Annotated in this window: 31 protein-coding genes and 1 riboswitch; of the genes, 7 read left to right on the top strand and 24 right to left on the bottom strand. The window is 53.7% G+C overall.

All coding sequences use genetic code 11. The features are described from left to right. Positions 1–440: 440 nt before the first annotated feature. Positions 441–1,571, top strand: a complete 1,131-nt coding sequence (locus ACXPUX_RS12780) for an SLC13 family permease (protein ID WP_458828630.1) — start codon at positions 441–443, stop codon at positions 1,569–1,571. Between the two features lie 135 nt (positions 1,572–1,706). On the opposite strand, the gene ACXPUX_RS12785 is transcribed toward ACXPUX_RS12780, so the two are convergent. The 9 genes from ACXPUX_RS12785 to ACXPUX_RS12825 form a co-directional block, all read right to left on the bottom strand. Next, positions 1,707–2,141, bottom strand: a complete 435-nt coding sequence (locus ACXPUX_RS12785; RefSeq protein WP_458828631.1) for a class I SAM-dependent methyltransferase — start codon at positions 2,139–2,141, stop codon at positions 1,707–1,709. A 208-nt stretch (positions 2,142–2,349) separates the two neighbouring features. After that, entirely contained in the window at positions 2,350–3,132 is a 783-nt protein-coding gene (locus ACXPUX_RS12790) for a ZIP family metal transporter (RefSeq protein WP_458828632.1), read from the bottom strand. Positions 3,133–3,434: 302 nt separating this feature from the next. Then, positions 3,435–3,911 (bottom strand): YbaK/EbsC family protein, encoded by a 477-nt coding sequence (locus ACXPUX_RS12795; protein WP_458828633.1) that lies wholly within the window; start codon positions 3,909–3,911, stop codon positions 3,435–3,437. Between the two features lie 18 nt (positions 3,912–3,929). Beyond that, complete coding sequence (locus ACXPUX_RS12800; RefSeq protein ID WP_458828634.1) at positions 3,930–4,250, bottom strand: cyclase family protein; 321 nt, start codon at positions 4,248–4,250, stop codon at positions 3,930–3,932. A gap of 18 nt (positions 4,251–4,268) precedes the next feature. Then, positions 4,269–5,447: a cation:proton antiporter gene (locus ACXPUX_RS12805; RefSeq protein ID WP_458828635.1), complete on the bottom strand. Its 1,179-nt coding sequence runs from the start codon at positions 5,445–5,447 to the stop codon at positions 4,269–4,271. A gap of 54 nt (positions 5,448–5,501) precedes the next feature. Beyond that, a riboswitch (Fluoride riboswitch) is annotated at positions 5,502–5,580 on the bottom strand. Between the two features lie 69 nt (positions 5,581–5,649). Next, positions 5,650–6,417, bottom strand: coding sequence for an EFR1 family ferrodoxin (locus ACXPUX_RS12810; protein WP_458828636.1), 768 nt, complete (start codon positions 6,415–6,417; stop codon positions 5,650–5,652). Positions 6,418–6,581: 164 nt separating this feature from the next. Then, positions 6,582–6,773, bottom strand: a complete 192-nt coding sequence (locus tag ACXPUX_RS12815) for a hypothetical protein (RefSeq protein ID WP_458828637.1) — start codon at positions 6,771–6,773, stop codon at positions 6,582–6,584. A 127-nt stretch (positions 6,774–6,900) separates the two neighbouring features. Then, the gene (locus ACXPUX_RS12820) at positions 6,901–7,461 is read right to left on the bottom strand and encodes an ADP-ribosylglycohydrolase family protein (protein ID WP_458828638.1); all 561 of its coding nucleotides are present in this window, start codon (positions 7,459–7,461) and stop codon (positions 6,901–6,903) included. Between the two features lie 257 nt (positions 7,462–7,718). After that, positions 7,719–8,429, bottom strand: coding sequence for a macro domain-containing protein (locus ACXPUX_RS12825; protein ID WP_458828639.1), 711 nt, complete (start codon positions 8,427–8,429; stop codon positions 7,719–7,721). On the opposite strand from ACXPUX_RS12825, the gene ACXPUX_RS12830 reads away from it, so the two are divergent. The 3 genes from ACXPUX_RS12830 (at position 8,312) to ACXPUX_RS12840 (ending at position 10,096) form a co-directional block, all read left to right on the top strand. Further along, positions 8,312–8,689, top strand: a complete 378-nt coding sequence (locus ACXPUX_RS12830) for a helix-turn-helix domain-containing protein (RefSeq protein WP_458828640.1) — start codon at positions 8,312–8,314, stop codon at positions 8,687–8,689. The genes ACXPUX_RS12825 and ACXPUX_RS12830 overlap by 118 nt on opposite strands. Before the next feature lie 468 nt (positions 8,690–9,157). Next, entirely contained in the window at positions 9,158–9,700 is a 543-nt protein-coding gene (gene rbr, locus ACXPUX_RS12835) for a rubrerythrin (RefSeq protein ID WP_227145925.1), read from the top strand. A gap of 21 nt (positions 9,701–9,721) precedes the next feature. Continuing rightward, a complete protein-coding gene (locus ACXPUX_RS12840; RefSeq protein WP_458828641.1) occupies positions 9,722–10,096 on the top strand; it encodes a desulfoferrodoxin family protein in 375 nt (124 codons plus the stop codon). A 371-nt stretch (positions 10,097–10,467) separates the two neighbouring features. On the opposite strand, the gene ACXPUX_RS12845 is transcribed toward ACXPUX_RS12840, so the two are convergent. The 11 genes from ACXPUX_RS12845 to ACXPUX_RS12895 form a co-directional block, all read right to left on the bottom strand. Continuing rightward, complete coding sequence (locus ACXPUX_RS12845) at positions 10,468–10,965, bottom strand: YolD-like family protein (protein WP_458828642.1); 498 nt, start codon at positions 10,963–10,965, stop codon at positions 10,468–10,470. Beyond that, the gene (locus ACXPUX_RS12850; protein WP_458828643.1) at positions 10,946–12,451 is read right to left on the bottom strand and encodes a Y-family DNA polymerase; all 1,506 of its coding nucleotides are present in this window, start codon (positions 12,449–12,451) and stop codon (positions 10,946–10,948) included. The genes ACXPUX_RS12845 and ACXPUX_RS12850 overlap by 20 nt, the downstream gene beginning before the upstream one ends. Positions 12,452–12,470: 19 nt before the next feature. Next, on the bottom strand, positions 12,471–12,758 hold the full coding sequence (locus ACXPUX_RS12855) for a hypothetical protein (RefSeq protein WP_458828644.1): 288 nt from the start codon (positions 12,756–12,758) through the stop codon (positions 12,471–12,473). A gap of 171 nt (positions 12,759–12,929) precedes the next feature. Beyond that, positions 12,930–14,984 (bottom strand): TIM-barrel domain-containing protein, encoded by a 2,055-nt coding sequence (locus ACXPUX_RS12860; RefSeq protein ID WP_458828645.1) that lies wholly within the window; start codon positions 14,982–14,984, stop codon positions 12,930–12,932. Positions 14,985–15,135: 151 nt separating this feature from the next. Then, positions 15,136–16,191, bottom strand: a complete 1,056-nt coding sequence (locus ACXPUX_RS12865; RefSeq protein ID WP_458828646.1) for a hypothetical protein — start codon at positions 16,189–16,191, stop codon at positions 15,136–15,138. A gap of 18 nt (positions 16,192–16,209) precedes the next feature. Beyond that, the gene (locus ACXPUX_RS12870; RefSeq protein ID WP_458828647.1) at positions 16,210–16,524 is read right to left on the bottom strand and encodes a hypothetical protein; all 315 of its coding nucleotides are present in this window, start codon (positions 16,522–16,524) and stop codon (positions 16,210–16,212) included. A gap of 76 nt (positions 16,525–16,600) precedes the next feature. Continuing rightward, positions 16,601–17,488 carry a LysR family transcriptional regulator gene (locus ACXPUX_RS12875; protein WP_458828648.1) on the bottom strand — a complete coding sequence of 296 codons (888 nt, stop codon included), beginning with the start codon at positions 17,486–17,488 and terminating at the stop codon, positions 16,601–16,603. Positions 17,489–17,682: 194 nt separating this feature from the next. Beyond that, on the bottom strand, positions 17,683–17,904 hold the full coding sequence (locus ACXPUX_RS12880; protein WP_458828649.1) for an IS3 family transposase: 222 nt from the start codon (positions 17,902–17,904) through the stop codon (positions 17,683–17,685). A 138-nt stretch (positions 17,905–18,042) separates the two neighbouring features. Further along, positions 18,043–18,540: an HD domain-containing protein gene (locus ACXPUX_RS12885; RefSeq protein WP_458828650.1), complete on the bottom strand. Its 498-nt coding sequence runs from the start codon at positions 18,538–18,540 to the stop codon at positions 18,043–18,045. After that, complete coding sequence (hcp, locus tag ACXPUX_RS12890; RefSeq protein ID WP_458828651.1) at positions 18,537–20,132, bottom strand: hydroxylamine reductase; 1,596 nt, start codon at positions 20,130–20,132, stop codon at positions 18,537–18,539. Before hcp ends, ACXPUX_RS12885 begins: the two co-directional genes overlap by 4 nt. Before the next feature lie 20 nt (positions 20,133–20,152). Continuing rightward, complete coding sequence (locus tag ACXPUX_RS12895; RefSeq protein WP_458828652.1) at positions 20,153–20,875, bottom strand: ATP-binding protein; 723 nt, start codon at positions 20,873–20,875, stop codon at positions 20,153–20,155. 99 nt (positions 20,876–20,974) lie between these two features. Here ACXPUX_RS12895 and ACXPUX_RS12900 point away from each other — a divergent pair, with 99 nt between their 5' ends. Continuing rightward, entirely contained in the window at positions 20,975–21,640 is a 666-nt protein-coding gene (locus tag ACXPUX_RS12900) for a Crp/Fnr family transcriptional regulator (protein ID WP_458828653.1), read from the top strand. 143 nt (positions 21,641–21,783) lie between these two features. Here ACXPUX_RS12900 and ACXPUX_RS12905 read toward each other — a convergent pair whose 3' ends face one another. Continuing rightward, the gene (locus ACXPUX_RS12905; protein ID WP_458828654.1) at positions 21,784–22,248 is read right to left on the bottom strand and encodes a GNAT family N-acetyltransferase; all 465 of its coding nucleotides are present in this window, start codon (positions 22,246–22,248) and stop codon (positions 21,784–21,786) included. A gap of 156 nt (positions 22,249–22,404) precedes the next feature. Here ACXPUX_RS12905 and ACXPUX_RS12910 point away from each other — a divergent pair, with 156 nt between their 5' ends. Both ACXPUX_RS12910 and ACXPUX_RS12915 read left to right on the top strand, forming a co-directional pair. Beyond that, positions 22,405–22,884, top strand: a complete 480-nt coding sequence (locus ACXPUX_RS12910) for a sigma-70 family RNA polymerase sigma factor (protein ID WP_458828655.1) — start codon at positions 22,405–22,407, stop codon at positions 22,882–22,884. 26 nt (positions 22,885–22,910) lie between these two features. Then, entirely contained in the window at positions 22,911–23,390 is a 480-nt protein-coding gene (locus ACXPUX_RS12915) for a helix-turn-helix domain-containing protein (RefSeq protein WP_458828656.1), read from the top strand. 122 nt (positions 23,391–23,512) lie between these two features. On the opposite strand, the gene ACXPUX_RS12920 is transcribed toward ACXPUX_RS12915, so the two are convergent. The 3 genes from ACXPUX_RS12920 to ACXPUX_RS12930 form a co-directional block, all read right to left on the bottom strand. Continuing rightward, positions 23,513–24,598 carry a hypothetical protein gene (locus ACXPUX_RS12920; protein ID WP_458828657.1) on the bottom strand — a complete coding sequence of 362 codons (1,086 nt, stop codon included), beginning with the start codon at positions 24,596–24,598 and terminating at the stop codon, positions 23,513–23,515. 162 nt (positions 24,599–24,760) lie between these two features. After that, positions 24,761–25,294: an AbrB/MazE/SpoVT family DNA-binding domain-containing protein gene (locus ACXPUX_RS12925; protein WP_412620877.1), complete on the bottom strand. Its 534-nt coding sequence runs from the start codon at positions 25,292–25,294 to the stop codon at positions 24,761–24,763. 177 nt (positions 25,295–25,471) lie between these two features. Next, on the bottom strand, positions 25,472–25,708 hold the full coding sequence (locus ACXPUX_RS12930; RefSeq protein WP_005922522.1) for a hypothetical protein: 237 nt from the start codon (positions 25,706–25,708) through the stop codon (positions 25,472–25,474). Between the last annotated feature and the right edge of the window lie 66 nt (positions 25,709–25,774).

The raw sequence follows: 25,774 nt of genomic DNA on the forward strand, positions 1-25,774 counted from the left end.
CAGGCTCCCCGACCGCATCGTTGCTTGCAGTCTATTGCTTTCGCCTTGCGGTTTCTGCTTGAACCCTTTCGGGTGGGGCTACCCTTGTCCTGTCACGCTTCCTCACAGCCGTTACCAGCTGCTTTGTTGACAGTAGACTACTGCTAATGGAATAACAGGTCTGGTCATTGCCAGACAGTTGAATTAAGCGACTTCGTGTCGCACGTGCATATAAGTATCGGAAAGACTGATGATACCAGTTTTAGCGGATGGTTCTGCGGAGCCATCCGTTTTTTCTTGCTCGAATCGCGTTTTTTCTGTTTTCTCTTGACGATGCCGCTCTAATGGAGTAGGATGGTGCTGCAAAAAAATTGCAAAAGCTGTTGCTCTGAAATACGAAAAAAGGCCGCCCGGCATCGCAGCAGGGCTGCCTTTGCAACCAACTATAAGGATGTGTCTCTATGAAACTCAAACAATTCATTCAGCAGGAAACGGTCCTCACCGCAGCCGCTGTGCTGGCCGTTGTCTCCGCCTTCTTTGTTCCGCCGGATGTGCAGTATATCGGCTACATCGACCTGCGCACACTGGCGATCCTGTTTTCCCTGATGACGGTCATGGCCGGGCTGCGGCGGCAGGGCTTTTTTGATGGACTGGGCCGGGCATTGCTGTCCCGCACCCATAGCACCTTTCAGCTAACGCTGGTACTGGTTGGGCTGTGCTTTTTTGGAAGCATGTTCATCACCAACGATGTTTCCCTGCTGACCTTCGTTCCCTTTACGTTCGTAGTCCTGAGCCGTCTGGGAGCAGGTGTCCGCCGCGCTCTTCTGATCCCGGTGGTCTGTATGCAGACCGTTGCGGCAAACCTTGGCAGCATGCTGACCCCCATCGGCAACCCGCAGAACCTCTATCTTTATGGAAAAAGCGGCATGAGCATCGGGGGCTTTGTGCTTCTTATGCTGCCCTACACACTGGTCTCTCTGCTCCTGCTGCTGGCTTGGGCAGCAATGGTCTGCCGGAAAGCCTCTGCCGCCCTCTCCGTGGACGAGCTTGTTTCTTCCTCTGCATCTCAGGGGGATCAGAAGATCATCCTGCTGTATCTGGTTTTGTTTGCCGTTTGCCTGCTGTCCGTGATCCGGGTGCTGCCCTATGGCATCGCCTTTGCCGCTGTGCTCGTCTGCGCCCTTTTTGCAGACCCGCACACCTTACGGGCGGTGGACTATTCCCTGCTTCTGACCTTTGTGGCTTTTTTCATCTTCATTGGCAATCTTGGCCGCATTCCCGCTTTCTCCGGCTGGCTGCAGGAGTTTCTGACCGGCCGGGAAGTGCTGGTGGCGGTTCTTGCTTCGCAGGTCACCAGTAATGTTCCCGCCGCCCTGCTGCTGTCCGGGTTCACGGCAGAGACGCAAGCCCTCATCATCGGCACCAATCTGGGAGGTCTTGGCACTCTGATCGCATCCATGGCCAGTCTTATTTCCTACCGGCAGATCGCACGGGAGCTGCCACAGGGGAAGAAGCAGTATTTCGGGCTGTTCACCCTGTCCAACCTGATCTTTCTTGCGATTCTGCTGGGCGTGTGGTTCTTGCTCCGCTGAGCGCGGCATCAGGCAGCGCTATGAATATCTATTTTCCTGCTGCCCGGCAAACGCCACCCACTTCGCACTGAGGTTTATGAAGCAAAAAAGGGAGTTCTGTCACGGACGAAGGTCCGGGCAGAACTCCCTTTGGTTTTATCGTATGCAGTTATCAAGTAAAGAATAAAAATTTTGCAAAGTAAAGACGCCGTCCGCATACGGAAGTGCCCCCACATCTCCCTGCCGGAAGGTCACATTTTTCAGGTGCAGGCGGTCTGCCTTTTCCTGCGCCTGTCCCATCATATCTGCCGAGTAATCCAGACAGGTGATGTCCGCTTTGGGCAGTGTCCTGTAAAGCGGCATGGTCAGAATACCGGTGCCCACCGGCACCTCCAGCAGCTTGCCGGAAAAATGTTCCGGGATGCCGGACAGTGCCTTTTCCAGATAGGCATCGTTTTCCGCTTTGTTCATATCCCACACCAAGCGGCACACCGCTTTCCCACTCAGGGTGGAGCAGGTGATCATGCCGTCATAAAAGTTGTTGCCGCCTGTCAGCCGATAGACGCTGCGAATCGCTTCTTTTCGTTCCATGTTCCGTCCTCCTTACGCTCTGCCTTTTCCAGACGTCCTCCGGGATACGGACGCTGAATAGTTAGATAAAGCTAACTTTCTGCTCTGTAAAAAGCCGTTTCACAGCGGTCCCTCTGCCAAAATAATACGCCCTGCTGCTGCCTCTGTCAAGGAGTTTAGGCTTTTTCGGGGATTACGAAAGAGATTTCGCTTTCGGAATCTCCAACCGTCACCCCAGTGCCACATCCAGCACCATCATCACGCTGAAGCCTACCGCAAAAAACATTGTGCCAAGGTTGGAGTGCTGTCCCTGCGACATTTCCGGGATCAGTTCCTCCACCACCACATACAGCATGGCACCGGCTGCAAAGCTGAGCAGATAGGGCAACGCAGGCAGCACGATGCCTGCCGCCAGAATCGTCAGCACTGCCCCGATGGGCTCTACAATGCCGGACAGCACGCCGCCCCAGAACGCCCGGCCTTTTTTCATTCCTTCTGCCCGCAGGGGCATGGAGATGATGGCACCCTCCGGGAAGTTCTGGATGGCAATGCCAAGGGAAAGCGCCAGCGTCCCGGCGGCAGTGATCTGAGCCGTTCCGGAAAGGTATCCGGCATAGACTACGCCCACTGCCATGCCCTCCGGGATGTTGTGCAGCGTTACCGCCAGAACCATCATGGTGGTGCGCTGGAGCTGGCTTTTTGGCCCTTCGGCCTGCAAGCTGTTCTGATGCAGATGTGGGATGAGATGGTCCAGCAGCAGTAAAAACAGGATACCCAGCCAGAACCCCACCGCCGCGGGGAAAAATGCCAGCCTGCCCAGATCTGCGGCCTGCTCCATAGCCGGGATCAGCAAGCTCCATACCGATGCCGCCACCATGACCCCGGCGGCAAAGCCGGTAAGGGCACGCTGGATGCCGTCACGCAAAGCATTTTTCAAAAAGAATACACAGCCTGCCCCAAGGCTTGTGCCCAGAAAGGGGATCAGGATCCCCCAGAATGCGTCTTGTATCATGTAGTACCTCCTTGCGGTTATTCACAACCAACTACATAAAAAGTATACTGCGCTCTGGCAAAAAGGTCAAGGGCTTTTAGGAGAAGCTAACTATATGCTTTTATAGCAATTCAACTTTTTTAATGCAACAGCAACAGCGTTGAATTGCATATCGCAAATATGCTGTTTGAATGTTGCACTAATTTCTTGACTTACGATAGAAATAAAGATAGAAGCGTGTTGTGAATTACTCTGCGAAACAAAAAGGGAGTTCCGTCACGGACAAAGGTCCGGGCAGAACTCCCTTTGCGTTTATCGTATTTTTACTCGTCTTCCGGTTCTTTGCAGACATCCACCCAGCCCTCGGCTCCGGCGGCTGCTTCCAGCTCCTGCAAGGTCAGCTTGACGGCGGTGTGACCGTTGCCGGCTGCCGGGTAGACGGTATCGAACTTGCGCAGGCTCTCGTCCAGATAGACCGCCACGCCCTCGTTCACCCCAAAGGGGCACACGCCGCCGGGGGCATGACCCACATAGGCTTCCACCTCATCGTAGGGGATCATTTTGGCCTTCATGTGGAACAGGCTCTTGTACTTGTGGTTGTCCAGCTTTGCCGTGCCCTCGGTAACGATAAGCACCGGCTTTTCGCCTTGCAGAACCGACAGCGTTTTGGCGATGCTGGCAGGCTCCACGCCCAGTGCGTGAGCCGCCTCTGCCACGGTTGCCGAGGACTCGTTCAGCACAATAACATGGTCTCCCAGACCTTTTTCTTCCAGATCTGCTTTTGCTTTTTCAAAGGACATCTTCCCACTTCTCCGCTCTTATTCGGTAATGGCCCAGACCCGTGCGGGCAGACCAGTTGCACCTTCAATGCGGGGATAAGAAACAATGACCACCGCACCGGCAGGCTGAACTTTATCCAGATTTGCAAGCACCTCCACCTGCAGCTTGTCGTTGTCCAGAACATAGCGCTCGCAGGCAAGGTCGCCCTTTTCCTCCGCCACCGCAGAGGAATCGGTATCCAGCGTTTCGTGGCCGTTGGCGGCGGCGTTGCGCACCTTGTAGATATACTCCAATGCTTCCAGCGACCAGCCGGGGGCATTTTCTTTGCCCTCTGCGTCGATGCCAGACAGGGCATCCATTCCTCATTGACCGCCGCTTCACCCTTTCTTTAGCAGCCTTTTATAGCTCAGATCCATGGCAAAGGCACCAAGGGGAGCCGTCAGCACGATGGCCAGCACTGCCACGGTAAGCACGGTATCGCCGCAGGCAAAGCCCAGTGCCAGCGGAATGCCGCCAATGGCCGCCTGCACGGTTGCCTTGGGGGTGTACGCCATCATAGCGAAGAGCCGCTCCTTTTTGCTCAGGCTCGTGCCCAGAAGGCACACAAAAACGCCCAGCATCCGAAATACCAGCGCACCAACGATCAAAAGCAGCGCCTTTGCGCCCACCTTACCCAGATAGCCGATATTCACCGTTGCGCCCACCAGTACGAACAGGAAGACCTCCGCAGCCACCCAGAGCTTGCCGTATTTTACCGAGAGCCTTTTTGCCACTACCTCTCTCTTTTTCTGCAGACCGATGCCGATAAACATAATGGCGATCAACGCCGAGAAGGTGATAGCGGTGGTCAAAGCGTCCTCCGCTGCCACCAGCAGGAAGGAGATGCTCAAAATGATCAGCACCTTTGCGGTATCCCGGATATGGACCTTTGCAAAGAAGAACGCCAACAGGAATCCGACCGCCAGACCTACTGCCATGCCCAGCAGGATGGACACCGGGATGTTGACAAAACTGAGCAGAGAGGCACTTTCGCCCTGCATCATACCCACAAAGGTGGAAAACAGCACAATGACGTACACGTCATCTACCGATGCCCCTGCAAGGATCAGCTGCGGAATGCCCTGCTTTACGCTGTAGCCCTCATCCATGAGCCGGACCATCCGCGGCACCACCACCGCCGGGGAAACTGCCGCCAGCACAGCACCCAGGATCGCCGCCTCCAAAACCGTCAGCCCCATGAACTTCGGTGCCAGCAAAAGCACCCCCATCAGCTCAAAAGACGCCGGAACAAAGCACATCAGAACGGCAGGCCTCCCCAGCTTTTTCAGCCCGGAAGTATCCAGCCCCAGCCCTGCACGGGTGAGAATGATGATCAGGGCGATCTTTCGCAGCTCTGGGGAGATACCCAGAATGCTGCCGTCCAGCAGGTTCAGGACGTAGGGTCCCAGAACCATGCCGGTTGCCAGCATCCCCAGCAGGCTCGGCAGCCTGCACTTCTGACAAAGCCACCCCATGAACATCCCAACGATCAAAATCAGCGAAATACTCAGCAACATAAAAATTCCTCCTTACCCACAACACGCAAAAAAGCTGACACCTTCTGCGTGATTTTCGTCGCAGAAGTCATCAGCTTTCAAAGCGGTTCAAGTAATCTGGTTACTTCGGGAGAACTTCATTCCCGTTTATTCTGCTGGCAGTATAGCACACCTGTCTCTCAAAAGCAACTCCGGCCTGTGCAGCGCCGGGGGTTACTCTGCCTCATACGTCCTGCTTCTTTTCCAGTGCTTCAAAGCGATACCGGGGCTTGCCCTTGCTCTTTTTGCCGTACTCGATGGCTTCTTTGGGGCAGTAGCAGATGCAGGCCATGCAGTGGGTGCAGTTTTTGCCCCAGACCGGTTTGCCGTTTTCCAGACGGATATTGTTCAAGGGGCACAGTTCCACGCACTTGCCGCAGCTGATGCAGGCATCCGTTGCCCGGAAGGCATCGGCTTTTACAAAAAAGCGATAGAACACCGGGTTCACCGGGCCGCTCATAAAGCGGTCGTAGAGGCTCTCTCTCGGTGGGGGAAATTCCTGCCCGGCTTTGAGCTGGGTCAGCACCTTCTGAAGTGCAGGCTCTGCCTGCTCCACAATGCTCCGGGCCTGCTCCTTCTGGGGTGCATTGAACATGGCAATGTAGTTTTCCGGCATGATGATCTGGGCTGTACCCATGTACTGCAGCTGCTTTTGCGCTGCAAGCTGCCGGTTGTAGCCTGCCGCATTGCCAATTTCGCTGCCGCAATCCATCACAAACCAGATGCGCTCTGCCCCGGTCAGCGCGGTCTTGCCCAGCCACTCGGACACCACCCGGGGGATGCGCCATGCGTAGGTAGGCGTGACCAGCACCACATCCCGCCCGGTCTGCACCGGGGCGGTATCCCCTGCCTTGATGCAGGCGTTCAGGTCGTAAAGCGGCATTCCCAGCCCTTCGGCAATGCGCCGTGCCAGATACCGGCTGTTTCCGGTTCCCGTAAAATAAAGTACCATGGCTACTCCCTCATTTTTTGTGTGTTTTTCAGATACCAGTCTGCCCAGCAAACGGGAACTTGTCGGGGCGAGGCCCCTCCATCTTGCTACGCAAGACCGTTCGGTCGCTTAAAAGCCCCACTGGGGCTTTCATTGTTCCGTTTCGCTCCACAAACGCGAATTTATCATTCAATCAAGCCGTACTTTTTGTAGGTGTCAAGCATTTGCTTATAGAAGAAACGATTCCCGAAGAACTGCCGATATGTGGCGGATTTTTCTTTTCCGGCGGCCTTCAGTTTTTGCATCTGTTCTTCCTCATAGGCAGCTTGTTTCTGAATATCGCAAAGCATTTGTTCAAAGGCTTCAATTCGTTCCATTCGTGTTCCTCCACAAATTCCGATTTGCCGCTCTCAGTATACCACGCTTTCCCCTTGCAGAAAAGTACCTGCACGAAAAAGAGCCGCCGCACAAATCACTGTGCGGCGGCTCTCAGCACCGATGGTGTCACATCTTTCGCTCAAGGTTCTGCCGGAACAACTCATACGTCTCCTGCATCTCCTCCGGCAGACGCTTCAAGGTTTCCTGCTGCAACTCAGGCGGCATCCCGTAAAAGGCTTCGGCAATGCCGCCGGTGATGCAGGCAAGGGTGTCGCTGTCGCCGCCCAGAGAGACCGCATTGCGAAGTGCATCCTCAAAACTGACGCTTTCCAGAAAAGCAATGATGGCTTCCGGCACAGTTTCCTGACAGGTCTCCACATGGCGATAGCCCGGGCGAATTTCATCACAGGTGCGGCTCAAATCGTAGCCAAAGGTCTGCTCCACATACTGCCGGATCTCCTGCTTGCTGTGGCCGGTGCGTGCCAGAAAAATCGCTGCCGCCGTGGCCTGTGCGCCTTTGATGCCCTCCGGGTGGTTGTGGGTGACTTCAGCGGTCACTTTTGCCATTTCCAGCGTTTTGTCCAGCGTATCGAACAGCCAGCCCGCTGCCGACACCCGCATAGCCGAGCCGTTGCCAAAGCTGCCGTAGGGCTGCGGATGCTCCGCACGCAGCCACCGGCGGAACATTCCGCCGTAACCAGCATGGGATATTCACGGCCCTAGAACCGCATTTCATGCTGCACTGCACAAAATGTTCTCTCCGGCAGACCCTTTCCTTCAATCAGACCAACTGCCACCGCAGCGGTCATGACGGTATCATCGGTGAAGTGCGATTTTTCGCTCAGCAAGAGGAAAATCCTTGTGCTTGTAATTGTTGTGGTCAAATTCAAAGGGACTGCCCACGATATCGCCCAAAATTGCTCCCAACATGGCTGTTTTCTCCTTTACTCCTGATGCCGCTTCTGGAAGTCGGCTTCGATTTCCTCTTTCCACTCTGCGCCGACAGATGCCGGGCAGGCTGCCTGCCGCATTTGGCAGACCGTTTCGCTGACCACATGGTAGTTGACCTCCACGCCCTGCGCATCGTTCTCAAACCGCACCGCCCGGTCGGACGAGATGCCGAAGCGGGCAGCTTCCTTCACAGCATCCATGTTGGCACCGAGGAACAGGAACTCCCAGCCGTACTGCTCTTTTTCCCGCTCGATCATCCGGCGGATCTTCTCATAGCTAAACCGTTTGCTAGCGTTTTCCAGTCCATCGGTGGTGATGACAAAGATGACCTTTTCGGCACGCTCGTCCTCCGGCAGATGGCGCTGGATGTTCACCATCTTTTCCATGCCATAACCAATGGCATCCAGCAGCGCCGTGCAGCCCCGGTCGTAGATCACCAGATACACGGTCAGGTCGTGCTCCATAACGTACTGCGTGATGGTGTCCACCGCAATGCGGAAGGCCTGTTCCTTGGGGTAGCCGTAGTTCCCGCTGGACAGCAGCGGAAAGGCCACGCTCTCGCAGTAGTATTCTGCGGCTAATTCCAATGCGGAGTGGTAGGCACCGGCTAATTGTTCTGCTTCGCCGAACCCGCCGCCGTGCCACGCAGGGCAGACTGCATGGAAAATATACGTTGCAGGCAGCCCGAACGCCGGAGTACACACGGCTCTGCCCAAATCGCACTTCCCGTGGCATTACGCAGGAGGAACTGGCGGTTCGCCTGGGACTGGCAAGCAAGCAGCATGTCAGCCGCATGGAGAACGGAAAGCGCAGCTGCTCCATTGACTTGCTGATCGAACTGTCCTGCATCCTCCATGTCAGCACGGATTATCTTCTGATGGGCAGTGAGCCAAGTAAAGAGGAAGTCAAAAATGATCTTCTGAGCATTATTTCGGAGCTGTCTAGGATTGCGAAGAAACTCTAATCGTGCTCTGCGTTTGGAAATGACAAAATAGAGATACTACTTGCCCGCTTCGATGTAATCTCTAACGAGGCGACTGAGATCTTCTTGTGTCAAGTAAGGAAAATTTGAGAATTTACAAGCCGTTCATAGGTGGACGACCGCCCGCGAACGACTCGCGTGTAAACTAAACTCATAGTGAATCCAAGAAAATTTGTTACGCCCTGCGAAGTTCTTTCAAATTTAGATAATCTGTAATTACGAACAAGGCTCACATATAGCATTCGACTCCGAATATCAGCCGGCACACATATGAGGACGGAAAATGTAGCAGCTTTTGAAAAACTTGTTTTTTTCTGCTCAAAGTGCTATAATCGGAATATACCGAATATAAAGGTAGGAAAGCTCCCATACAAGGAATGTGACTTCGTCACAGAAGAAAATCATAGATTTGCTACAATAAAAGTAGAAAAACAGGAAGGAGTATCCACCATGAAAGAAACGAAATACGCAGGAACTCAAACCGAAAAAAACCTGATGGCTGCCTTTGCCGGTGAGTCCGAGGCGCGCAACAAGTACACCTATTTTGCATCCAAGGCCAAGAAGGAAGGCTACGAGCAGATCGCGGCGCTGTTCCTCAAAACCGCTGATAATGAGAAGGAACACGCCAAGCTGTGGTTCAAAGAGCTGAACGGCATTGGCGACACTGCCGAAAATCTTCTCGCTGCCGCTGAGGGCGAGAACTACGAGTGGACGGATATGTACGACGGCTTTGCCAAAACAGCCGATGAGGAAGGTTTCCATGAGCTGGCTCAGCGTTTCCGCCTGGTCGCTGCCATTGAAAAGCACCACGAGGAGCGCTACCGTGCCCTGCTGCACAATGTGGAGATGGCGGAGGTCTTCGCCAAGAGCGAGGTCAAAGTGTGGGAGTGCCGCAACTGCGGTCACATCGTTGTGGGCGAGAAGGCCCCGGAGGTTTGCCCCACCTGCAACCATCCCCAGAGCTATTTTGAAATTCACGCAGAAAACTATTAAAGAAAGAAAAAGAGAATTATCATGGAGCAGAAGTTTTACATTTGCAAGCATTGCGGTAACATCATTGCCAAAGTTAAGGACGCAGGCGTCCCTGTCGTCTGCTGCGGCGAGCCGATGAGCGAGATCGTTCCCGGCACCACCGACGCCGCCGTGGAGAAGCACGTCCCTGTCTGGACAGTGGAAAACGGCATCGTCCATGTCAAGGTCGGCTCCGTGGAGCACCCCATGCTGCCGGAGCACTACATCGAATGGGTATCTCTCCAGACCAAGCAGGGCAATCAGCGTAAGAAACTGCATCCCGGCGAAAAACCGGAGGTCTGCTTCGCTCTCTGCGAGGGCGATGAGGTCGAGGCGGTCTACGCCTACTGCAACCTCCACAGTCTGTGGAAAGCGTAATCCACCTTCTTAAAATCCGGTGCTCCAAAAGCACCGGATTTTTTTATCAATGTAACCTCGTCACAGAAAAAGACTTTGTCCTGCGGTATGTCCGCTGATGAAATTATTGCCAAACTCCAGTAAATTTTTATGGATGCCAGCAAACGGATCTGTCCGAACTGCGGACGTAAAATGAAGCAGCGGTTCATTGGTCTGTTCCATTGCAAATGCGGCACAAGCTGGCGGCGTGATATAGGATTCTTTGAACGCACTCCAGACATGGTGTTCTCACTGGAACGCAAAAAAGTCGGAAACAAAGTCAAGCAGTTACCAACGATACACCATAAGTAAGCAAGACCATCAGCCGTTTCCGGCTGATGGTCTTTTTGCATTCAATCCTCTGAGATGCCGAGATATTGGTCGATCTCCATGATGCCCTCCCCGCTGATTTCCACCAGATCTTCAAAGGGCACCACGGTGTCGCCCACCTGCAAGGTGCGGAACACCGGGTCGATGCGGTCTGCTTTTCCGGTCAGTGTGATGTAGTTACCCACTGCTGGAACCTCCGGGTGGGCGGTGTCCTCCTTGAAGTACCGCACCGTGATGGTCATGCCCTTGGTGACCTGCATCAGCCGATCGGATAGAGCCGACATTTCTTCCTCGGTCAAAATGCGCTTGGTCACCCGCTCGGTGCGCTGTTTTTCTGCGGCAAGCTGCTCATCATAACCACGCAAGGCTGCAAAGGGAGAGAAAATCTTTGCCCGGTTCTGTAAAGTCATGCGGGGGTGCTTGCGGAGGGATTCTTCGGTCTGGGGGCGTTCCATCTCTATGATGTCCCCGTACTTTTGGGCGGTCTCTTGTCCGATCTTGCTATTTTTGCAGTTTTCCATCCGAACCTCCTGCGCTGTGACCACCGATCTGTGCATTGCGCTGGCGCATGGTGGCACCTTCTTCGTAGCTGCTGGCTTTCAGTACAGCATTTTTGCCGTACTTGTTCTTGATGCCCAGCATGGCTTGCTGGAGTTTTTTCTCCTTTTCCAGCTTCTTGGTGTCGGTAAAAAAGTCCACCTGATAGATGCCCTCGTCCGGCGTGACCTTGTTGGCATTGAGGGTAATGCGTCGCACCGTCAGCGCCGGGTCGGTGATGCGCTCAAACAGCTTTGCGCTTTCGTTGATAAGGGTGCTGCCCAGATTGGTGGGCGCATCAAACCGGATAGTGCCGTGAGCTGCCTTGGGGATGGTTCTGCCATAGCGGTCGGTCTGGGTCAGACCACGGTAGCCGCCCTTATCCACGTTCTCCCGGTCGTAGCCCACCTCCAAGGTGATGGATTCCGCCACCAGCTTCTTTTCCGTGAGCCGGAACATCAGAATCTCCGCCATCTCCCGGACGATGAGCTTTGCCTTATCGTTGGGGTAGGGACAGGTCAGCACCTGTCCCTCACTGATGCTGTTGGTGCTGGGCTTGTAGCTTTTGATTTGTTCCATGCCGCATGGCTCATAGCCCCATGCGTGGTCGATGAGGATTTCCGCATCCACGCCGAAAATCTCATACAGCCGATCTTCTCCATGGATAGAAAACCGCGCCAAGTCCCCCATCGTATAAATGCCGTGGGCTTCCAGCCGCTTGACGGTGCCGGGACCGGTCATCCAGAAATCCGTCAAAGGGCGGTGGTTCCACAGCAGATACCGATAGGACTGCTCGTCCAGCTCTGCAATGCGGACACCATCTTTGTCTGCCGGGATGTGCTTTGCCACAATGTCCATGGCCAGCTTTGCAAGGTAGAGGTTGGTGCCGATGCCTGCCGTTGCGGTGATGCCGGTGTTGTACAGCACCTCCCGCACCATGGTCATGGCAAGTTCATGGGCGCTCATGTGGTAATAGGGCAGATAGCCCGTCACATCAATAAAAACCTCGTCGATGGAGTAGGGGTAAATATCTGCCGGGGACACATATTTGAGGTAGGTCTTGTAGATTTGGGTGGACACATCCAGATACCGCTGCATCCGGGGCGGCGCAACGATGTAGCTCAGCCCCAGCGCCGGGTCTGCGTTCAGGGCATTGGCATCAAAAGAGGTGCTGGCAAAGTGGTACTTGCCATCCTCTCCCCGGACTGCCTTGTGCTGCCGGATGGCAGTTTGCAGCCGCTGAGCGTTGACCTCTTTCACCCGCTGAACGGCTTCAAACAGCCGTGCTCTGCCGGGTATCTTGTAGGCTTTCAGGGAGGGCGACACCGCAAGGCAGATGGTTTTCTCGGTGCGGGCGGCATCCGCCACCACCAGATTGGTGGTCAGGGGGTCCAGATGGCGGTCTACGCACTCCACCGAGGCATAGAAGCTTTTCAGGTCGATTGCCAGATAGGTGCGCTGCGCTGCCATGATTCAGCCCTCCTTTGTGTTATTGAGTTTCCACCTCTACGAACCATCTGCCGAACCGAGACGGAAACCGTGGGTCGGAACGCTCGAAAAACAGGTGCCGTTCCTGCCCCTTTACCATTACAGTATAACAGTCGCCGGGCATATCGGCAATGGTATTTGCAGGGCGAAAGTCCCGCACCTGCTCGATGGGATACGCCCGACCATCGCCCCATGTGATCTGCCGGGGCTGCATATAGCCGGTTGCGTCAAAATCAGAAGTCACTTTCACATAGACCTTTTCTGTTTTACGGCGGCAGTTCCGATTCATTCCTCACAGCTCCTTTGCAAGACTTACAACTATTTATCTTATTATAATAAATCTTTACGCTGTTTTCAAGATGGAATGGCTATTTTATCTGTGATATAGACAACAAAAAAGAGTGGCAGCATTTCAAGCTGAAACGCTGTCACTCTGTAAAAACTGCGTAATGACTGACGATTATCCTTCTACTTTGACCGTAGCACGATCGCTCTTTGCGTTTCCATCCGCATCCAGCGTGATATGCACAAAATGCTCCGACTTGTCGTAATCCTTTGTCTCGCCGTCATCGGTATAGTATTCATAGGAGGCACCATCGGGAGCATAGGCAAGCAGGCGCAGATCTGCAAAATCCACATCGGCAACGCTCTGGATCTTTTTGCCGTCCTTGGCAAGGGGCAGAAGGTGTCCCTTGCGCATAAAGAACACCACTTCATCCAGCTCCACCGGAATGTAATGATGGCCTGCCGGCAGCACGCTGGTTTCGATGCGGTTGCTTTCGCTGCACTTCACCCGCACTTGCAGCATCTCCTCCGGCAGGTAAACATAACGCCCCCGGGCGTTTTGCTCATATACCGGGGCGATCAACAGGCTTTCACCGATCATCACCTCATCCTCCACCCGGCGGGCAAAGTCGTCCTCCGGGAAGGCGAACGCCAACGGCATACAGTACATCTCGTCGTGCAGAGCAGCCTTCATGTACTCGCTGTAAATGTAGGGCAGCAGCAGGTAGCGCAGCTGTAAAATACCGGCAAAGGCGGCCTTGTTCTTAAAGCGGTAGGGCTCCTGCCGGCGGGTATCCTTGGCAGAGTGGTTCCGCAGCAGCGGAGAGAAGATGCCCAAGCCGTACCAGCGCAGCACCAGATCCTCCGTGGTATTGCTGCCAAAGCCGCCAATGTCGGGGCCTTCGTACAGGAAGCCGCACATATTCAGGGAGGGCATCATGTGCAGCGCAAGCAGAATGTGGCTCCACCAAGAATGGTTGTCGCCAGTCCAGATGCCGCCATACCGGTGCATCCCGATGCAGGCAGAACGGGAGTATATCAAAATGCGCTTGTCCGGCTCCAGCCGCTCGAAAGCCTCGCCTGCCGCACGGGTCATGTTATAACCAAAAAGATTATGTACCTTGTCGTGCCGCATACGCCCCTGTTTGGTGTTGTGGTAGAACAGCTTATAATCGTTTTCGTTGTTGGAAAGCTCTGCCACCATGCCGGTAAAAGCACCAAAGCTGGAAATATCCAGGTTTTGCTTGCTGTATTTCTCAATTTGAGCAAAGGTCTTTTTCAGTCTTTCCTCTGCGTAGAAGATAGCAGGCTCGTTCATATCATTCCAGAAGCCCTCGATTCCCTGATCCAGCAGAACTTTATATTGACTGCCAAACCAAGCACGGGCTTCCGGGTTGAGCATATCGGGGAAGTGTACCCGTCCCGGCCACACACCGGCTACAAAGGGGGTGCCATCCTGATTCGTGCAGAAGTAGCCGTTTTTCACGCCCTCCTCGTACACATCATATCCATCTTCGATTTTGACTCCTGCATCGATGATGGGGACAAGATGGATGCCCTGTGCTTTCATCTCGGCGGCAAAGTCTGCAAAACGCGGGAAGCGCTGCGCATCCACCGTAAAGTCCTTGTAACGCTCCATGTAATCAATATCCAGAACCACAGCGTCCAGCGGCATATGATTGGCACGGTAATTTGCCACCACCTCACGGACCTCGTCCTCGTTCATGTAGCTCCAGCGGCTCTGGGCGTTGCCAAAAGCCCATTTGGGCGGAATATAACTGCGCCCCACCAACTGGCGGAACTGGTGCACAATATCGGTCAGGCTCTCGCCCTCAATGATGTAAAAATCGTAATTTTCCTCGGCCACCGTGACCCGTAAGGTATCCAGGTCGGTGTAGCCGCAGTCAAAGGTGACCTTGCCCGGGTAGTCGATAAAAAAGCCAAATGTATCCTTGCCGGACACGATCATAAAATTATAAGCACCGTACAGCGAGGATTTGCCCTCGGTATGGTTGCCGTCATCGGAGCATTTGCTTTCGTACACCCACCCGCGCTTGTTGATACCACGGACGTTTTCGCCAAGACCATACAAGACATCCTGCGGCTCCATGGCATAGGAGAAACCATCCGGCTCCTTGGTCAGATAGGGTATCGTTTCCATCATGGGCAAAAAAGAACCCACTACACTTTCGGTATCAAACGGTTGACCGTATTGCTTTTTGTAAATCATAGCAAAACACCTCTCCTTTGTTTTTTGAATTGTCACATTGTAAAACGTACCAACGTATTTTTGATGGACAATTAAGAAACTCTGACGTTGGCTGGAGCAATTGGGGCTTCAGCCTTATTTTCAACCCAATAGCTGCGGTTGTGCAGCTATTTCAATACAAGATCCTTGAAACGTGATGTTCCTGCTTGCCCAGATACAGCTCCACGATCATCCGTCCGTTTTCGGTATTGCAGAGGTTCTCTCTGCAATAGCCGCAGAGCTTTCCGTCTGCCTGTGCCACATAGCGGCGCAGCGGCTGTTGAAGTTCCTGCGGGATGCTGCTCCACGGAATCACATAGCTCATGCCGGTGTCCCCTACATCCACGATGCAGGCCCGGTCGCTGTCCTCCTCTGATAAAATCAGCTCCACCTGAAACACATCCGCAAAGGGTGCGCCCTGATACTGGGCTTTTTCCCGCCTGCGCTGGGTGCGCAGGTCGGACAGGGCGGCGCTCAGCTCCGCCTCTGGTACATCGGTCTGGTACAGCAGAATGTGCAGCTTCTGCTCCGTTGCCTCGCTTCCCTGCTCCCTGTCAGGCGGCAGGGTCACGTCTGCATGGATGGCACAGACCTGCTCCCGCAGCTCGGTGCGCAGCCGGGCAAGCATCTGCTGACGCTCCGCCTCCACCTCCTGCGGTGTTTTTGGCTCTGGGACAGGTAGGTTTTCGGTATCCGGTACAGCGTCCGGCAAAGGCTTTTTCGGTGCAGCGGCAGCTTTCACCGTTGTTTCGCAGGGCGGTTTTGCCTCCGCAGCCGGGGCTTTCAGCCTATCTGCCGTGGATGCCGATGCGGTCTTTGCTGTCGTTTTCGGCGCAGATGGAGGCGACCGCTGCTTTTTGGGCTGTGCTGCATCTGCGGTTTTCGGGGCGGCTTTTGCAGGTTCAGAGGGATTGCTTCTTGTGCCGGAATCGTAGGACGGTCGGAACTCGTTCCCGGTGCGGCGGTAGTACCGTCTGCCCACCTGTTCCCGGCTTTTCTTCACACCATCGTAGAGCCACGCAAAGATCATGTACCGGGTAAGCGTGTCCCAAAAACTGTTGCGTCGGCAGCGCCCCTTGCGGTTTTTATGGCGGCGGCTGGAGTTGTGGTACGCCAGCGACATGGTCTCAAAGACCAGAAAGCCGCACACAAAGCCCATGCCGGCAAACAGCTTTTTCCAGAAGTTCATTCCTCGCACCTCGTCCGCTTACAGCGCCGCATCCATTTCTTCCAACCGGTCGATCCAACGCAGGTCGTCCTTCTTCTTGCCTCCGGTGTGCACCACCTCAAAGCTGCGCTCTTTCGTGGAAAGCACCCCCTCCACCCGGAGCCGCAGATTCGGCTTATTGTTGGTCACGCCCTGCACAAGCTTTACGTTGCTGTATCGGCACAGAAGCGTCTGACAGATCACCGGAAGGTTCTTATCGTCGATGATCGGCTCTGAGAGGAATCTTTTTGTGAGATAGGGCTTTATGTCAGCCAGCACCTGCGGCATGGTTGCCTTTTTTCGTGTATCAGACATAGAGTTTTCCTCCCGAGGTGTGTTTTGCTTCGTCTGAGGTCATTTTACAGAAAGATGTGTACATTTTCCATCTGTTCTATGGAAGTAATGCTTTTATCCTCTCCCCGTAAACCTCGGTGAACACCTGACGCAGGGTGAGGATCTCCGGACGGGGATCATCCCGCAAGGTCAGCAGAACTGTGTCTGGCAGAGGCAACCATACCTGCCGGTACCACGCTGCCGGGTAGGAAGGGTAGCGCACAGGGAACAAGAACATCCCCCGCCCGGCCAGCAGCTCGGTGTAGACATGGGCGTAGTTTTCCACGCTGCACCATTCCATGGTAGAAAACGGCATTCCGGGCTGGACACTTGCATATTCCACGATCTCCTGATACAGCGGCTCGTAGTACACCCGCTGCCCTGCAAGGCCGGCCAGCTGCAGGCTGTCGCGGGGGTAAAGCGGATGCTCCGGCGCAAGCGCCAGATAAAAGGTGTTGTGCATGATGGGGGTGCGCTCCACCTCCGGTTGCGCCGGGCTGAAGGGCAGAAGCACAGCTGCATCTGCCTCCGTGCAGAGCATCAGATGGGCGTTCAGCAGCGGCGGGGTGGTGTCCACCTGGAACTCGTATCCCGGCAGCGCAGTATGCAGCCGCTCCATCAGCACCGGGTAGATGGGATCCCGCTGCAGCAGCACCGGCGGCAGGCGCAGGGTAAGGGTGCGGCCGTCAGAAAAGCCCTTCAGCGCGGTGCGGGCATTCAGAATGCCTCGGTACAGCTGCTCTGCGTGGGGCACAAAGGCGCGGCCTGCCGCCGTCAGCACCACCCGGGTGGTGCTGCGCTCGAACAGGGGCAAGCCCAGCTCTTTTTCCAGACTTCGGATCTGGTAGCTGAGTGCAGGCTGGGTGCAGTACAGCTCCTTTGCGGCGGCAGTAAAGTTCAGCGTGCGCTGCACCGTTAAAAAGCACAGCAATTGATGGTCGTTCATGGCGAAGGATTTCCCTTTCTGCGGTGTATAGCACCAGTATAACATAGAACGCCGGAGTTATAAACGTTTTTTATCGCACTTGCAAAAATCTTTTGTTTCTGAGGTGCACTCTGTCAAGTAGACAATAAAAATAATATAAGATTTTATTCGCCGTTTCACCAAAGGAACGGCGAATTTTTTGTATAACCAGCCAGTTAAGCTACCCGATTCATGGCACTGACATGAGCCTGCATGGGAGTCTGGATGAACAGTCTGTGCTGGTAACGGCGGTTGTTGTAGTAGTCAATATAGTTTTCAATCGTGGAAATGAGCTGTTCTCGGCTTGTAAAAGTATGCCCATAATAGCACTCACGCTTCAGGATTCCCCAGAAGCCTTCCATCGAGCCGTTGTCAATACAGCGGCCAACACGGGACATATACCCTCCTGCATTGTTATTTCAAGTCCTGCCAGACGTTGGCTGTGTAAAAACAGTTGTAAACAAAAAAGCGAGCGGCCTTTTTCAGGTCACTCGCTATGGAATCTATTTTTTCGTGTTTTACAGCAAGCTTTTCCGTTATACTCCAAACACCGTTTTTGTCAGCCGGATGCCTGCCGCCGTTTTCATGGTATGTTCCATAAAAGATCGGATCGCCTGCTGGCTGTACCCGCTTTCGGATGCATTGACGATATAATCCGCTTCGATCAGGATCTGGTAGTCGATGCCGTCGATCTGCTCCGGGCTGTGGTGGTGCCCCACCAGATAAGCCACCCTATCAATTTGTGCCGCCGTCATGCCGGTATCCGCCAGAAACGCCCGCACCAGCGGGTCGCCCTCCTGCTCCTGATAGCTGCCGTTGGTGTTGCCGTATTTCTTGCGGCAGAGCGGACAGGCGATGTCGTGGGTGATTGCCGCCACCTCCAGAATAAACTGGGTTTCTGCATCCAGCCCTTCCAACTCACCGATGGTTTTGGCATAGGTCCACACGCAGCTCAGGTGTGTGATATCGTGAATGTTTCCCTCGGAAAAGGCGATCATCTTTTCCATGATCTGTGCAATGGTCATCATTATCATTTCAACAATGCTTTCAAATCTTCTTCCGGCGTTGTGATCGGCGCGATGCCATAGTTTTCTACCAGAAAGTTAAGGATGTTCGGCGAAATGAATGCCGGCAGCGTGGGGCCAAGGCGGATATTCTTAATACCCAGATACAGCAGCGTCAGCAGAATGCACACAGCCTTCTGCTCGTACCAGGAAAGCACCATGGACAGCGGCAGGTCATTCACACCGCAGCCGAAAGCATCCGCAAGGGCAACAGCGATCTGGATGGCGCTGTAAGCATCGTTGCACTGTCCGACATCCATCAGGCGGGGCAGACCGCCGATGGTGCCGAGGTCAAGGTCGTTGAAGCGGTATTTGCCGCAGGCAAGGGTCAGCACTACGGTGTCGGCAGGTGTCTGCTTTACAAACTCTGTGTAGTAGTTTCGGCCGGGGCGTGCGCCGTCGCAGCCGGCAACCAGAAAGAAGTGCCGGATCGCGCCGGACTTGACCGCCTCGATGACCTGATCTGCCACGCCAAGTACCGTGCCACGGGCAAAGCCAGTCGTGACGGTGCTGCCGCCGTTGATGCCGGTGAAGGATCTATCCTCGGAATAACCGCCCAGCTCCAAAGCCTTTTCAATCACCGGGGTAAAGTCCTTGTCTGCTCCGATGTGCGTCATTTCGGGGTAAGATACCACCGACGTGGTGAACACCCTGTCGGCATAGCTTGCTTTGGGCGGCATCAGACAGTTGGTGGTGAACAGCACCGGTGCGGGAAGCTCCGCAAACTCCTTTTGCTGGTTCTGCCAAGCCGTGCCGAAATTGCCCTTGAGGTGGGAATACTTTTTCAATTCAGGATAGCCGTGAGCGGGGAGCATTTCGCCATGGGTGTAGATGTTGATGCCTTTCCCCTCAGTCTGCTCCAGCAGCAGCTTCAGGTCGTGGAGGTCATGGCCGGAGACGACGATGAACGGTCCCTTTTCCACGGTCAGCGGAACGGTAACAGGCACGGGCATTCCGTAGCTTTCGGTGTTGGCCTTATCCAGAAGCGCCATGCACTTGAGGTTTTTCTCGCCAACCTCCATCACGATAGGCAGCAGTTCCTCCATGCCCCAGTCCTCGCCAATGGCGAAGAGCGCCTTTGCAAAGAAGCGGTTCACCTCGTCATCGGTATACCCCAAGACCAAGGCGTGATGTGCATACGCTGCCATGCCGCGCACGCCAAACAGAATAAGAGACTTCAGGCTTCGGATATCCTCATCGGCGCTCCAAAGCAGATTCATATCATAGTCGCTGGTGCGTCCGCAGGGGGCAGCGCAGCCTGCGCAGTCGGGTGCCAGCCGCGCCTTTTCGGCATGTACCCGGCCGATCAGTTCCTGAATCGTTTTTTCGTTGAAGTTCACATTGGTGACCGTGGTGAAAAGTCCTTCGATCATCAGATGCCAGACCTCCGGCGTTGCCTGCATCCCGCCGTCCGTGGCTCTGGACAGTCCAACCAGAGCGCCAGTCAGTTCATCCTGAAGCTGTGCAACATTGGCAGTCTTGCCGCACACCCCCGCTTTTCCGGTGCAGCCGGAGCAGGCTGCCGTCTGCTCGCATTGAAAGCAAAACATTTTACGTTCCATCTTGAGGTTCTCTCTTTCGTTTAATCCAGAATTTTTCCGTCAATGGAGATGGTTACCACCTGCCACGGAATGAACTTTCCGCTGGTCTGCAGTGCCTTTTTTGCTGCCATTTCCAAGCCGCCGCAGCAGGGCACCTCCATGCGGAGGATGGTCACGCTCTGGATGTCGTTATTGCGAATAATCTCGGTGAGCTTTTCGCTGTAATCCACAGCATCCAGCTTCGGGCAGCCGATGAGAGTCACCTTGCCCCGCATAAACTCCTGATGGAAATTTGCGTAGGCGTATGCCGTGCAGTCCGCTGCGATCAGGAGCTTTGCGCCTGCAAAGTAGGGCGCATGGACAGGTGCCAGCTTGATCTGCACCGGCCAGTTGCGCAGGCGGGAGACCGGCTGCACGGGGGCAGAAGCTGCGCTTTCGGCAGCGGTCTCCGGCTGTTCCAGCATCCGCATCCGGGAGCCGGGGCAGCCGCCCTCGTGCAGGTGCTTCATCTTCTCCTGCAATTCCTTTTTCTTTTTGTTCTCCTGCACCGCCGCCTCATCGTAAGCGGGGGCTTCCCGCTCCTCAAAGGTGATAGCACCGGTAGGGCAACCCGGCAGGCAGTCTCCAAAGCCATCGCAGAAATTTTCCCGCACCAGCTTTGCCTTGCCGTTGATAATATCAATGGCTCCCTCATGGCAGGCGGTTGCGCACAAGCCGCAGCCGTTGCATTTTTCTTCGTCAATATGGATGATCTTCCGAATCATATCTATACTCTCCTGTTGTGGGTGTTTTTTGCATTTGCAGGTTTATTATAGTATACTAAAGCCATCTTGTATGTTTGAATTCCAACAAGGAGAGCATTTATGCAAAAATATCTGCCTGTTCTGCGGAACTGCCCCTTTTTTACCGGGCTTACCGACGATGAGATTTTGTCCATCCTGCACTGTGTCAGTGCAGTGAAAATCACCCGCCCCCGGGGCTCCTACATTTTCCGTGCCGGAGATTCCACGGAGGTCATGGGGCTTATGTTGTCCGGTTCCACCCTTGTGATCCAGGAGGATCTTTGGGGACACCGCAACATCCTGTCCAAGTGCAATACCGGGGACTTTTTCGGCGAGCCTTACGCCGCCACCCCCGGTGCCATCCTGAACATCAGCGTGGTGGCAGAGGAGGATTGCGAAATTCTGCTGCTGAACGTGAAGCGGCTGCTCACCGCCTGCCCCACCGCCTGCGACCATCACCAGAAGCTCATCCGCAATCTGGTCAGCGTTCTGGCAAACAAAATATTGCTCTTCAACGAGAAGATCACCCATGTCAGCAAGCGCACCACCCGGGAAAAGCTGCTGTCCTACCTGTCCGCCGAGTCCATCCGGCAGTCGTCCCTCTCCTTTGACATTCCCTTTGACCGTCAGCAGCTGGCGGATTTTCTCTGCGTGGAGCGTGCCGCCATGTCGGTGGAGCTTTCCAAGCTGCAAAAGGAAGGGCTGCTGGTCACCAAACGGAATCATTTTGAGCTGTTGACCCATTGATTTCTCCATACGCTACCCGCAGACGGTTCCGCTGGGCAGTTTTCCCCCCGACAAGATGCGCTGGCATAAAAAGAGCGGACAACCGTTTTGGGGTTGCCCGCAGAAGGATGTATTGTTTTCGTCACTCGATAAATGGGAAGTTGTCACTCTGGTAATTCCATCTCATCGTTCATTTTCACAAACCCATATTTTTCATACAATGGACGCCCCATCTCAGTTGCTTCTAATGAAATAGCTGTAATCCCCTTGCTTTTAGTGTCTCTAATCAGCATATCTAATGTTTTATAAGCAATTCCCAGTCTTCGATATTCAGGATCAGTATACATATTCATGATATAAGCCTTGTTTCCATTTGGATTGTGGTAAGTTGGCATTACTTGAAAAAAACTAACACCACCAGCCCCTACAAAACGATTTTCATCAAAAATCAAATATGCAATATGAGAGCCGTCACAAAGAGCTTTTTGATAATAATTATAGGTTCGTCTTTCAACTTCACTCATATCAGTATCAGCAGAAAGTTTATTAGCCGCTCTTAACACCTCTATTCTTGTTTCTGTCAATATATCGATATCTTCAAGCGTTGCTCTCTTATATTTTAAATTCATATCGTATTCTCTCTCCCCCGCAAATTCCGAGTTATCCCCCTCAGTATACCACGCTTTTTCCCTGCGGAAAAGATACCGCGCACAAAAGGCTTCTCCGGCAACTATCCGCGCCCCGGCTCATACAATCTAACAACTATGTACCGGGAGGGATATCGTGTGCTGCTGACCTTACTGCAATTTTTCGCCACAAAATTTCTGTTTCTGGCGCTTCATCTGGAAAGCGGCTGCTTTCCGCGTCCGCTCACAGCCCGGGAGGAAGCCGCCGCCTTCAGCGCCCTGCGCGCCGGGGATGCCGCCGCCCGGGAAAAGCTGATCCGCCACAATCTGCGGCTGGTGGCGCACATCGTAAAAAAATATTACGCCCTGCCGGGCGATCAGGAGGATCTTGTTTCCATCGGCACCATCGGGCTGATGAAAGCGGTAGATACCTTTGATGCCACACGCAAGGCGCGGTTTTCCACTTATGCAAGCCGCTGCATTGAAAATGCTATCCTCTCCCCAGCGCACTTTGGGATGGAAAAGAGAATCCACCTCTTTCACACAATGACGCATCTACGTCAAAATGGTTTTTTTGGAGCCGAGAGAGCGGTTCCTTTTTTCTGCTTCAGAGGGTGTCATGTGAGGGTTGTGATCTAACCCCTCTATACATCTTGCAGGTAAGTTTGGCAGGCCCCCGCACCACCGTAGAGGCGCGGGCGTTCTACCGTATGTACCACTCTTACGCCGACATCCCGAACCCATGGGACCGTCTGCGTTGGTGCCGCTATGGTCTTGACCTGCTGCAAAAAGAGGTTGCTGCCATGGTTGGCATGGAGGAATGGCTCTATCGGGATCTGGAAAGCGGCACATTTCACCGCAGCTTTACGCCGGAACTTGCGGACAAGCTCGCCGCCCTTTACGGCATCCCGGTGGAGGACATTCTGGACGACTACACCCTGTTTCTGCACCGGGGCGGAGGAGCCTTCCTCCGCAGATACCGGGAGGCAAAAGGCTGGAGCCGTCAGCAGCTTGCCGACCATGCAAAGGTCAGCCGGACAAGCATCCGCTGCTGGGAAAACGGACAAAAGACCGTCAGTCAGAAGTGCTTTTGCCATCTGGTGGAAAACCTTGGTTCCGATTTTCCATCTATGCTTCGCATGTGAGGTATGGCAATTTTTCTCCGGTCAAACGAAAAAGCTCGTCTGCAAGCCACGATATGTGGCAGCGCAGACGGGCTTTCGTTATGGAATCATTCTGTTTCAATTATTCTGATATTCGCTCTGACTTACATGGCGTTCCGTAAAACACACAGTCGTTCTTCAAACGTTGCTTTCCATGCCGGATGCCCGGAGAATACGGTGTGCTCCACCTGACGGACTTGGTTCAGTCCGATGTTCCGCACCGCTTCCACTGCAGCATCTTTTTGGCTCAGATGGCGTTTTCCCACGGTCAGACAGTTTGCGCCTTCTGGCGTGTCGTACTGCTGAAACGCCCGGTTGAAGTCCATCAGGTCATGCAGACGGATGGGCTGATTGGTTTCGTTGTCTACCAACAGACCCCAGTTTTCCCAATGACGGTCAGTATTGCCCACCAGATAATCCAGAATGTTCATCATATAGTAGCTGGGAGCATCCAGCTCTAAGATCTTATCCAGCGTGTTCCAATCACGGTTCGTGCAGTAGACGTCATAGGCTGCATAGGTCACAAGACTGTATCGCTGAGATGTCATGATTTTGCTGATAGAAACCGGCTCATTTTCAAACATCCCCTGCTCATACAGTACCTGATGGCAGTCAAAGCACCGGCAGATTTTGCTTGCCAGCACTTCACGTTCCACCGCATCCCTGCCGCCATCCTTGTAAAGATAGAAGCCATCCTCTTTGCGCACCCACGCCTTGGGGTACAAGCCGCCCGTAGACAGGTCATTTGCCAGAAGATGGGCGTTTGTCACCGTCATTTGGTGCCCCCGCAGCGCAATATCCACAAGCGCATTGCTTAAGGAGTGTGCAAAAAGGTTGATATCCTCGAATCGAATCTTCTCGTTTTCTTCTTTCACCCAGAACACATCCAGCAAAGACAGACAATGGTAGGATAATGCAATCTGTGCTCGTTCCCTGTCCGTAACACTCTGAGATGCACCGATACTGTTCAGGATTTCCTTGGCGTAGGTGCGATCCAACGTCAACATCCGGGAGGCGCACCAATAGTAAAAGTTCGTTACATTATTGATGCGCTCGTCAAAATCATCCGATTCCACCAGAACCAGATCATAGGGCATGAAGTCCTCGAGGCAGACCCTGCATTCCCCTGTCGTGCTGAGTTGTGCCACACAGCTTTCCCGGTGCATGATCTCGTAAAACATGGTTTTCATCCCTCCCTGCGTTCTGCGTCTTGCTCTGTATTTATATTACCTTCTTTTTTCACGGGACGCAAGAGCTTTTACTTTTCAAAAAGCTTTTTCTGCTGCTCCATCAGGACGGTTTCGATACGCTCTTTCAGCAAAAAGCGGAACTGTTTGGGGTAATATGCAGCGTCAAATAATTTCCAGCCATTTGTGATCCTCCGCCATTCTTCCCTGCGTCTTTTCAACAAGCAGAACCGGGTCATATTCCGGAACGCCAACAGCATCCAGATAGTAATCCAAGCCCTTTCGTGTTTTCGGAATGCATCGGTCTGCCAGAAAGGCCAGGAAGTCTTCCCATGAGGGCGTTTCGTTCACACCAAACGCAGTATCCAGTATTTCGTCAACTTTGTTTTCGATGCAGATCTGCTCTGCTGTAAAATCTGCCAAAATCACGGTACACAACGTATCTCCGTCATAATACCGATATTCTTTCAGCTGATGTCCTTTCTGTTCTGCATTTCTGCGGAACAGTTCCGAGTCTGTTGATGCAAGCGGTCGGACGGTGATTTTTTCACCGTCAAAAGAAAGTTCTACCCGGTTATCTTTCTGGATTCCCATCGCACGAAGCCACACTGCCGGGAGATTGACCGAATACTTTTCTGCATTCTTTCCTGCTGTTCCCCCTGCTTTTCTTCTCATAATTTTCACGCTGCGACGATTCATGCACTTCACCTTCCCTCACAAGAAGAATACCATATTGGCCGCCAACAATCAATGATTTTTTTGTCCGCAAAATTCCAAAAACTTATGTAACACAAAAAGCCCCACGCTCAACACTGCCTCTGAATCTGACCATCTCTGGTCAGAGCAGAAAAGCATATGTTGAGCGTGGGGCTTTGTTTATCGGCTCGGCTGCCAGCCGGGCTTTTGGTGTTCCTTGGGTTTGTAAGTTCCTTTGGTAGTATCGATCACCGCCTGCAGCAATTCGAGCTTCTGCCATGTGGGGCAGTTCAGACGGTCGATTTTTTCGATCACATAGTTGGCGTGGGCGGTTGCGACCCGTTTTCCGAGTTCGTCCCATCCCTCTTTCGTTTTGGGGTAATGTACCACCACTTCAATGGGGGCGCTCTTTCGCATGGCTCACTCACCTCCGATTACATCGCTATCACCTCATTTTTACGGGTTACTGGTTGTCCGCTATTC

It is taken from the genome of Faecalibacterium sp. PGM34 (genome assembly GCF_054456555.1).

Bases quoted from the DNA above. Each gene is read 5' to 3' on its own strand.
- ACXPUX_RS12810 (WP_458828636.1), bottom strand. From the start codon at position 6,417: ATGGTACTTTATTTTACGGGAACCGGAAACAGCCGGTATCTGGCACGG.
- ACXPUX_RS12785 (WP_458828631.1), bottom strand. From the start codon at position 2,141: ATGGAACGAAAAGAAGCGATTCGCAGCGTCTATCGGCTGACAGGCGGC.
- ACXPUX_RS12925 (WP_412620877.1), bottom strand. From the start codon at position 25,294: ATGAATCGTCGCAGCGTGAAAATTATGAGAAGAAAAGCAGGGGGAACA.
- ACXPUX_RS12850 (WP_458828643.1), bottom strand. From the start codon at position 12,451: ATGGCAGCGCAGCGCACCTATCTGGCAATCGACCTGAAAAGCTTCTAT.
- ACXPUX_RS12845 (WP_458828642.1), bottom strand. From the start codon at position 10,965: ATGGAAAACTGCAAAAATAGCAAGATCGGACAAGAGACCGCCCAAAAG.
- ACXPUX_RS12870 (WP_458828647.1), bottom strand. From the start codon at position 16,524: ATGTCTGATACACGAAAAAAGGCAACCATGCCGCAGGTGCTGGCTGAC.
- ACXPUX_RS12900 (WP_458828653.1), top strand. From the start codon at position 20,975: ATGCAAAAATATCTGCCTGTTCTGCGGAACTGCCCCTTTTTTACCGGG.
- hcp (WP_458828651.1), bottom strand. From the start codon at position 20,132: ATGGAACGTAAAATGTTTTGCTTTCAATGCGAGCAGACGGCAGCCTGC.
- ACXPUX_RS12880 (WP_458828649.1), bottom strand. From the start codon at position 17,904: ATGTCCCGTGTTGGCCGCTGTATTGACAACGGCTCGATGGAAGGCTTC.
- ACXPUX_RS12860 (WP_458828645.1), bottom strand. From the start codon at position 14,984: ATGATTTACAAAAAGCAATACGGTCAACCGTTTGATACCGAAAGTGTA.
- ACXPUX_RS12800 (WP_458828634.1), bottom strand. From the start codon at position 4,250: ATGGATGCCCTGTCTGGCATCGACGCAGAGGGCAAAGAAAATGCCCCC.
- ACXPUX_RS12905 (WP_458828654.1), bottom strand. From the start codon at position 22,248: ATGAATTTAAAATATAAGAGAGCAACGCTTGAAGATATCGATATATTG.
- rbr (WP_227145925.1), top strand. From the start codon at position 9,158: ATGAAAGAAACGAAATACGCAGGAACTCAAACCGAAAAAAACCTGATG.
- ACXPUX_RS12865 (WP_458828646.1), bottom strand. From the start codon at position 16,191: ATGAACTTCTGGAAAAAGCTGTTTGCCGGCATGGGCTTTGTGTGCGGC.
- ACXPUX_RS12885 (WP_458828650.1), bottom strand. From the start codon at position 18,540: ATGATAATGATGACCATTGCACAGATCATGGAAAAGATGATCGCCTTT.
- ACXPUX_RS12815 (WP_458828637.1), bottom strand. From the start codon at position 6,773: ATGGAACGAATTGAAGCCTTTGAACAAATGCTTTGCGATATTCAGAAA.
- ACXPUX_RS12795 (WP_458828633.1), bottom strand. From the start codon at position 3,911: ATGTCCTTTGAAAAAGCAAAAGCAGATCTGGAAGAAAAAGGTCTGGGA.
- ACXPUX_RS12920 (WP_458828657.1), bottom strand. From the start codon at position 24,598: ATGAAAACCATGTTTTACGAGATCATGCACCGGGAAAGCTGTGTGGCA.
- ACXPUX_RS12875 (WP_458828648.1), bottom strand. From the start codon at position 17,488: ATGAACGACCATCAATTGCTGTGCTTTTTAACGGTGCAGCGCACGCTG.
- ACXPUX_RS12820 (WP_458828638.1), bottom strand. From the start codon at position 7,461: ATGTTCCGCCGGTGGCTGCGTGCGGAGCATCCGCAGCCCTACGGCAGC.
- ACXPUX_RS12790 (WP_458828632.1), bottom strand. From the start codon at position 3,132: ATGATACAAGACGCATTCTGGGGGATCCTGATCCCCTTTCTGGGCACA.
- ACXPUX_RS12840 (WP_458828641.1), top strand. From the start codon at position 9,722: ATGGAGCAGAAGTTTTACATTTGCAAGCATTGCGGTAACATCATTGCC.
- ACXPUX_RS12895 (WP_458828652.1), bottom strand. From the start codon at position 20,875: ATGATTCGGAAGATCATCCATATTGACGAAGAAAAATGCAACGGCTGC.
- ACXPUX_RS12855 (WP_458828644.1), bottom strand. From the start codon at position 12,758: ATGAATCGGAACTGCCGCCGTAAAACAGAAAAGGTCTATGTGAAAGTG.
- ACXPUX_RS12805 (WP_458828635.1), bottom strand. From the start codon at position 5,447: ATGTTGCTGAGTATTTCGCTGATTTTGATCGTTGGGATGTTCATGGGG.
- ACXPUX_RS12930 (WP_005922522.1), bottom strand. From the start codon at position 25,708: ATGCGAAAGAGCGCCCCCATTGAAGTGGTGGTACATTACCCCAAAACG.
- ACXPUX_RS12780 (WP_458828630.1), top strand. From the start codon at position 441: ATGAAACTCAAACAATTCATTCAGCAGGAAACGGTCCTCACCGCAGCC.
- ACXPUX_RS12830 (WP_458828640.1), top strand. From the start codon at position 8,312: ATGCGGAGTGGTAGGCACCGGCTAATTGTTCTGCTTCGCCGAACCCGC.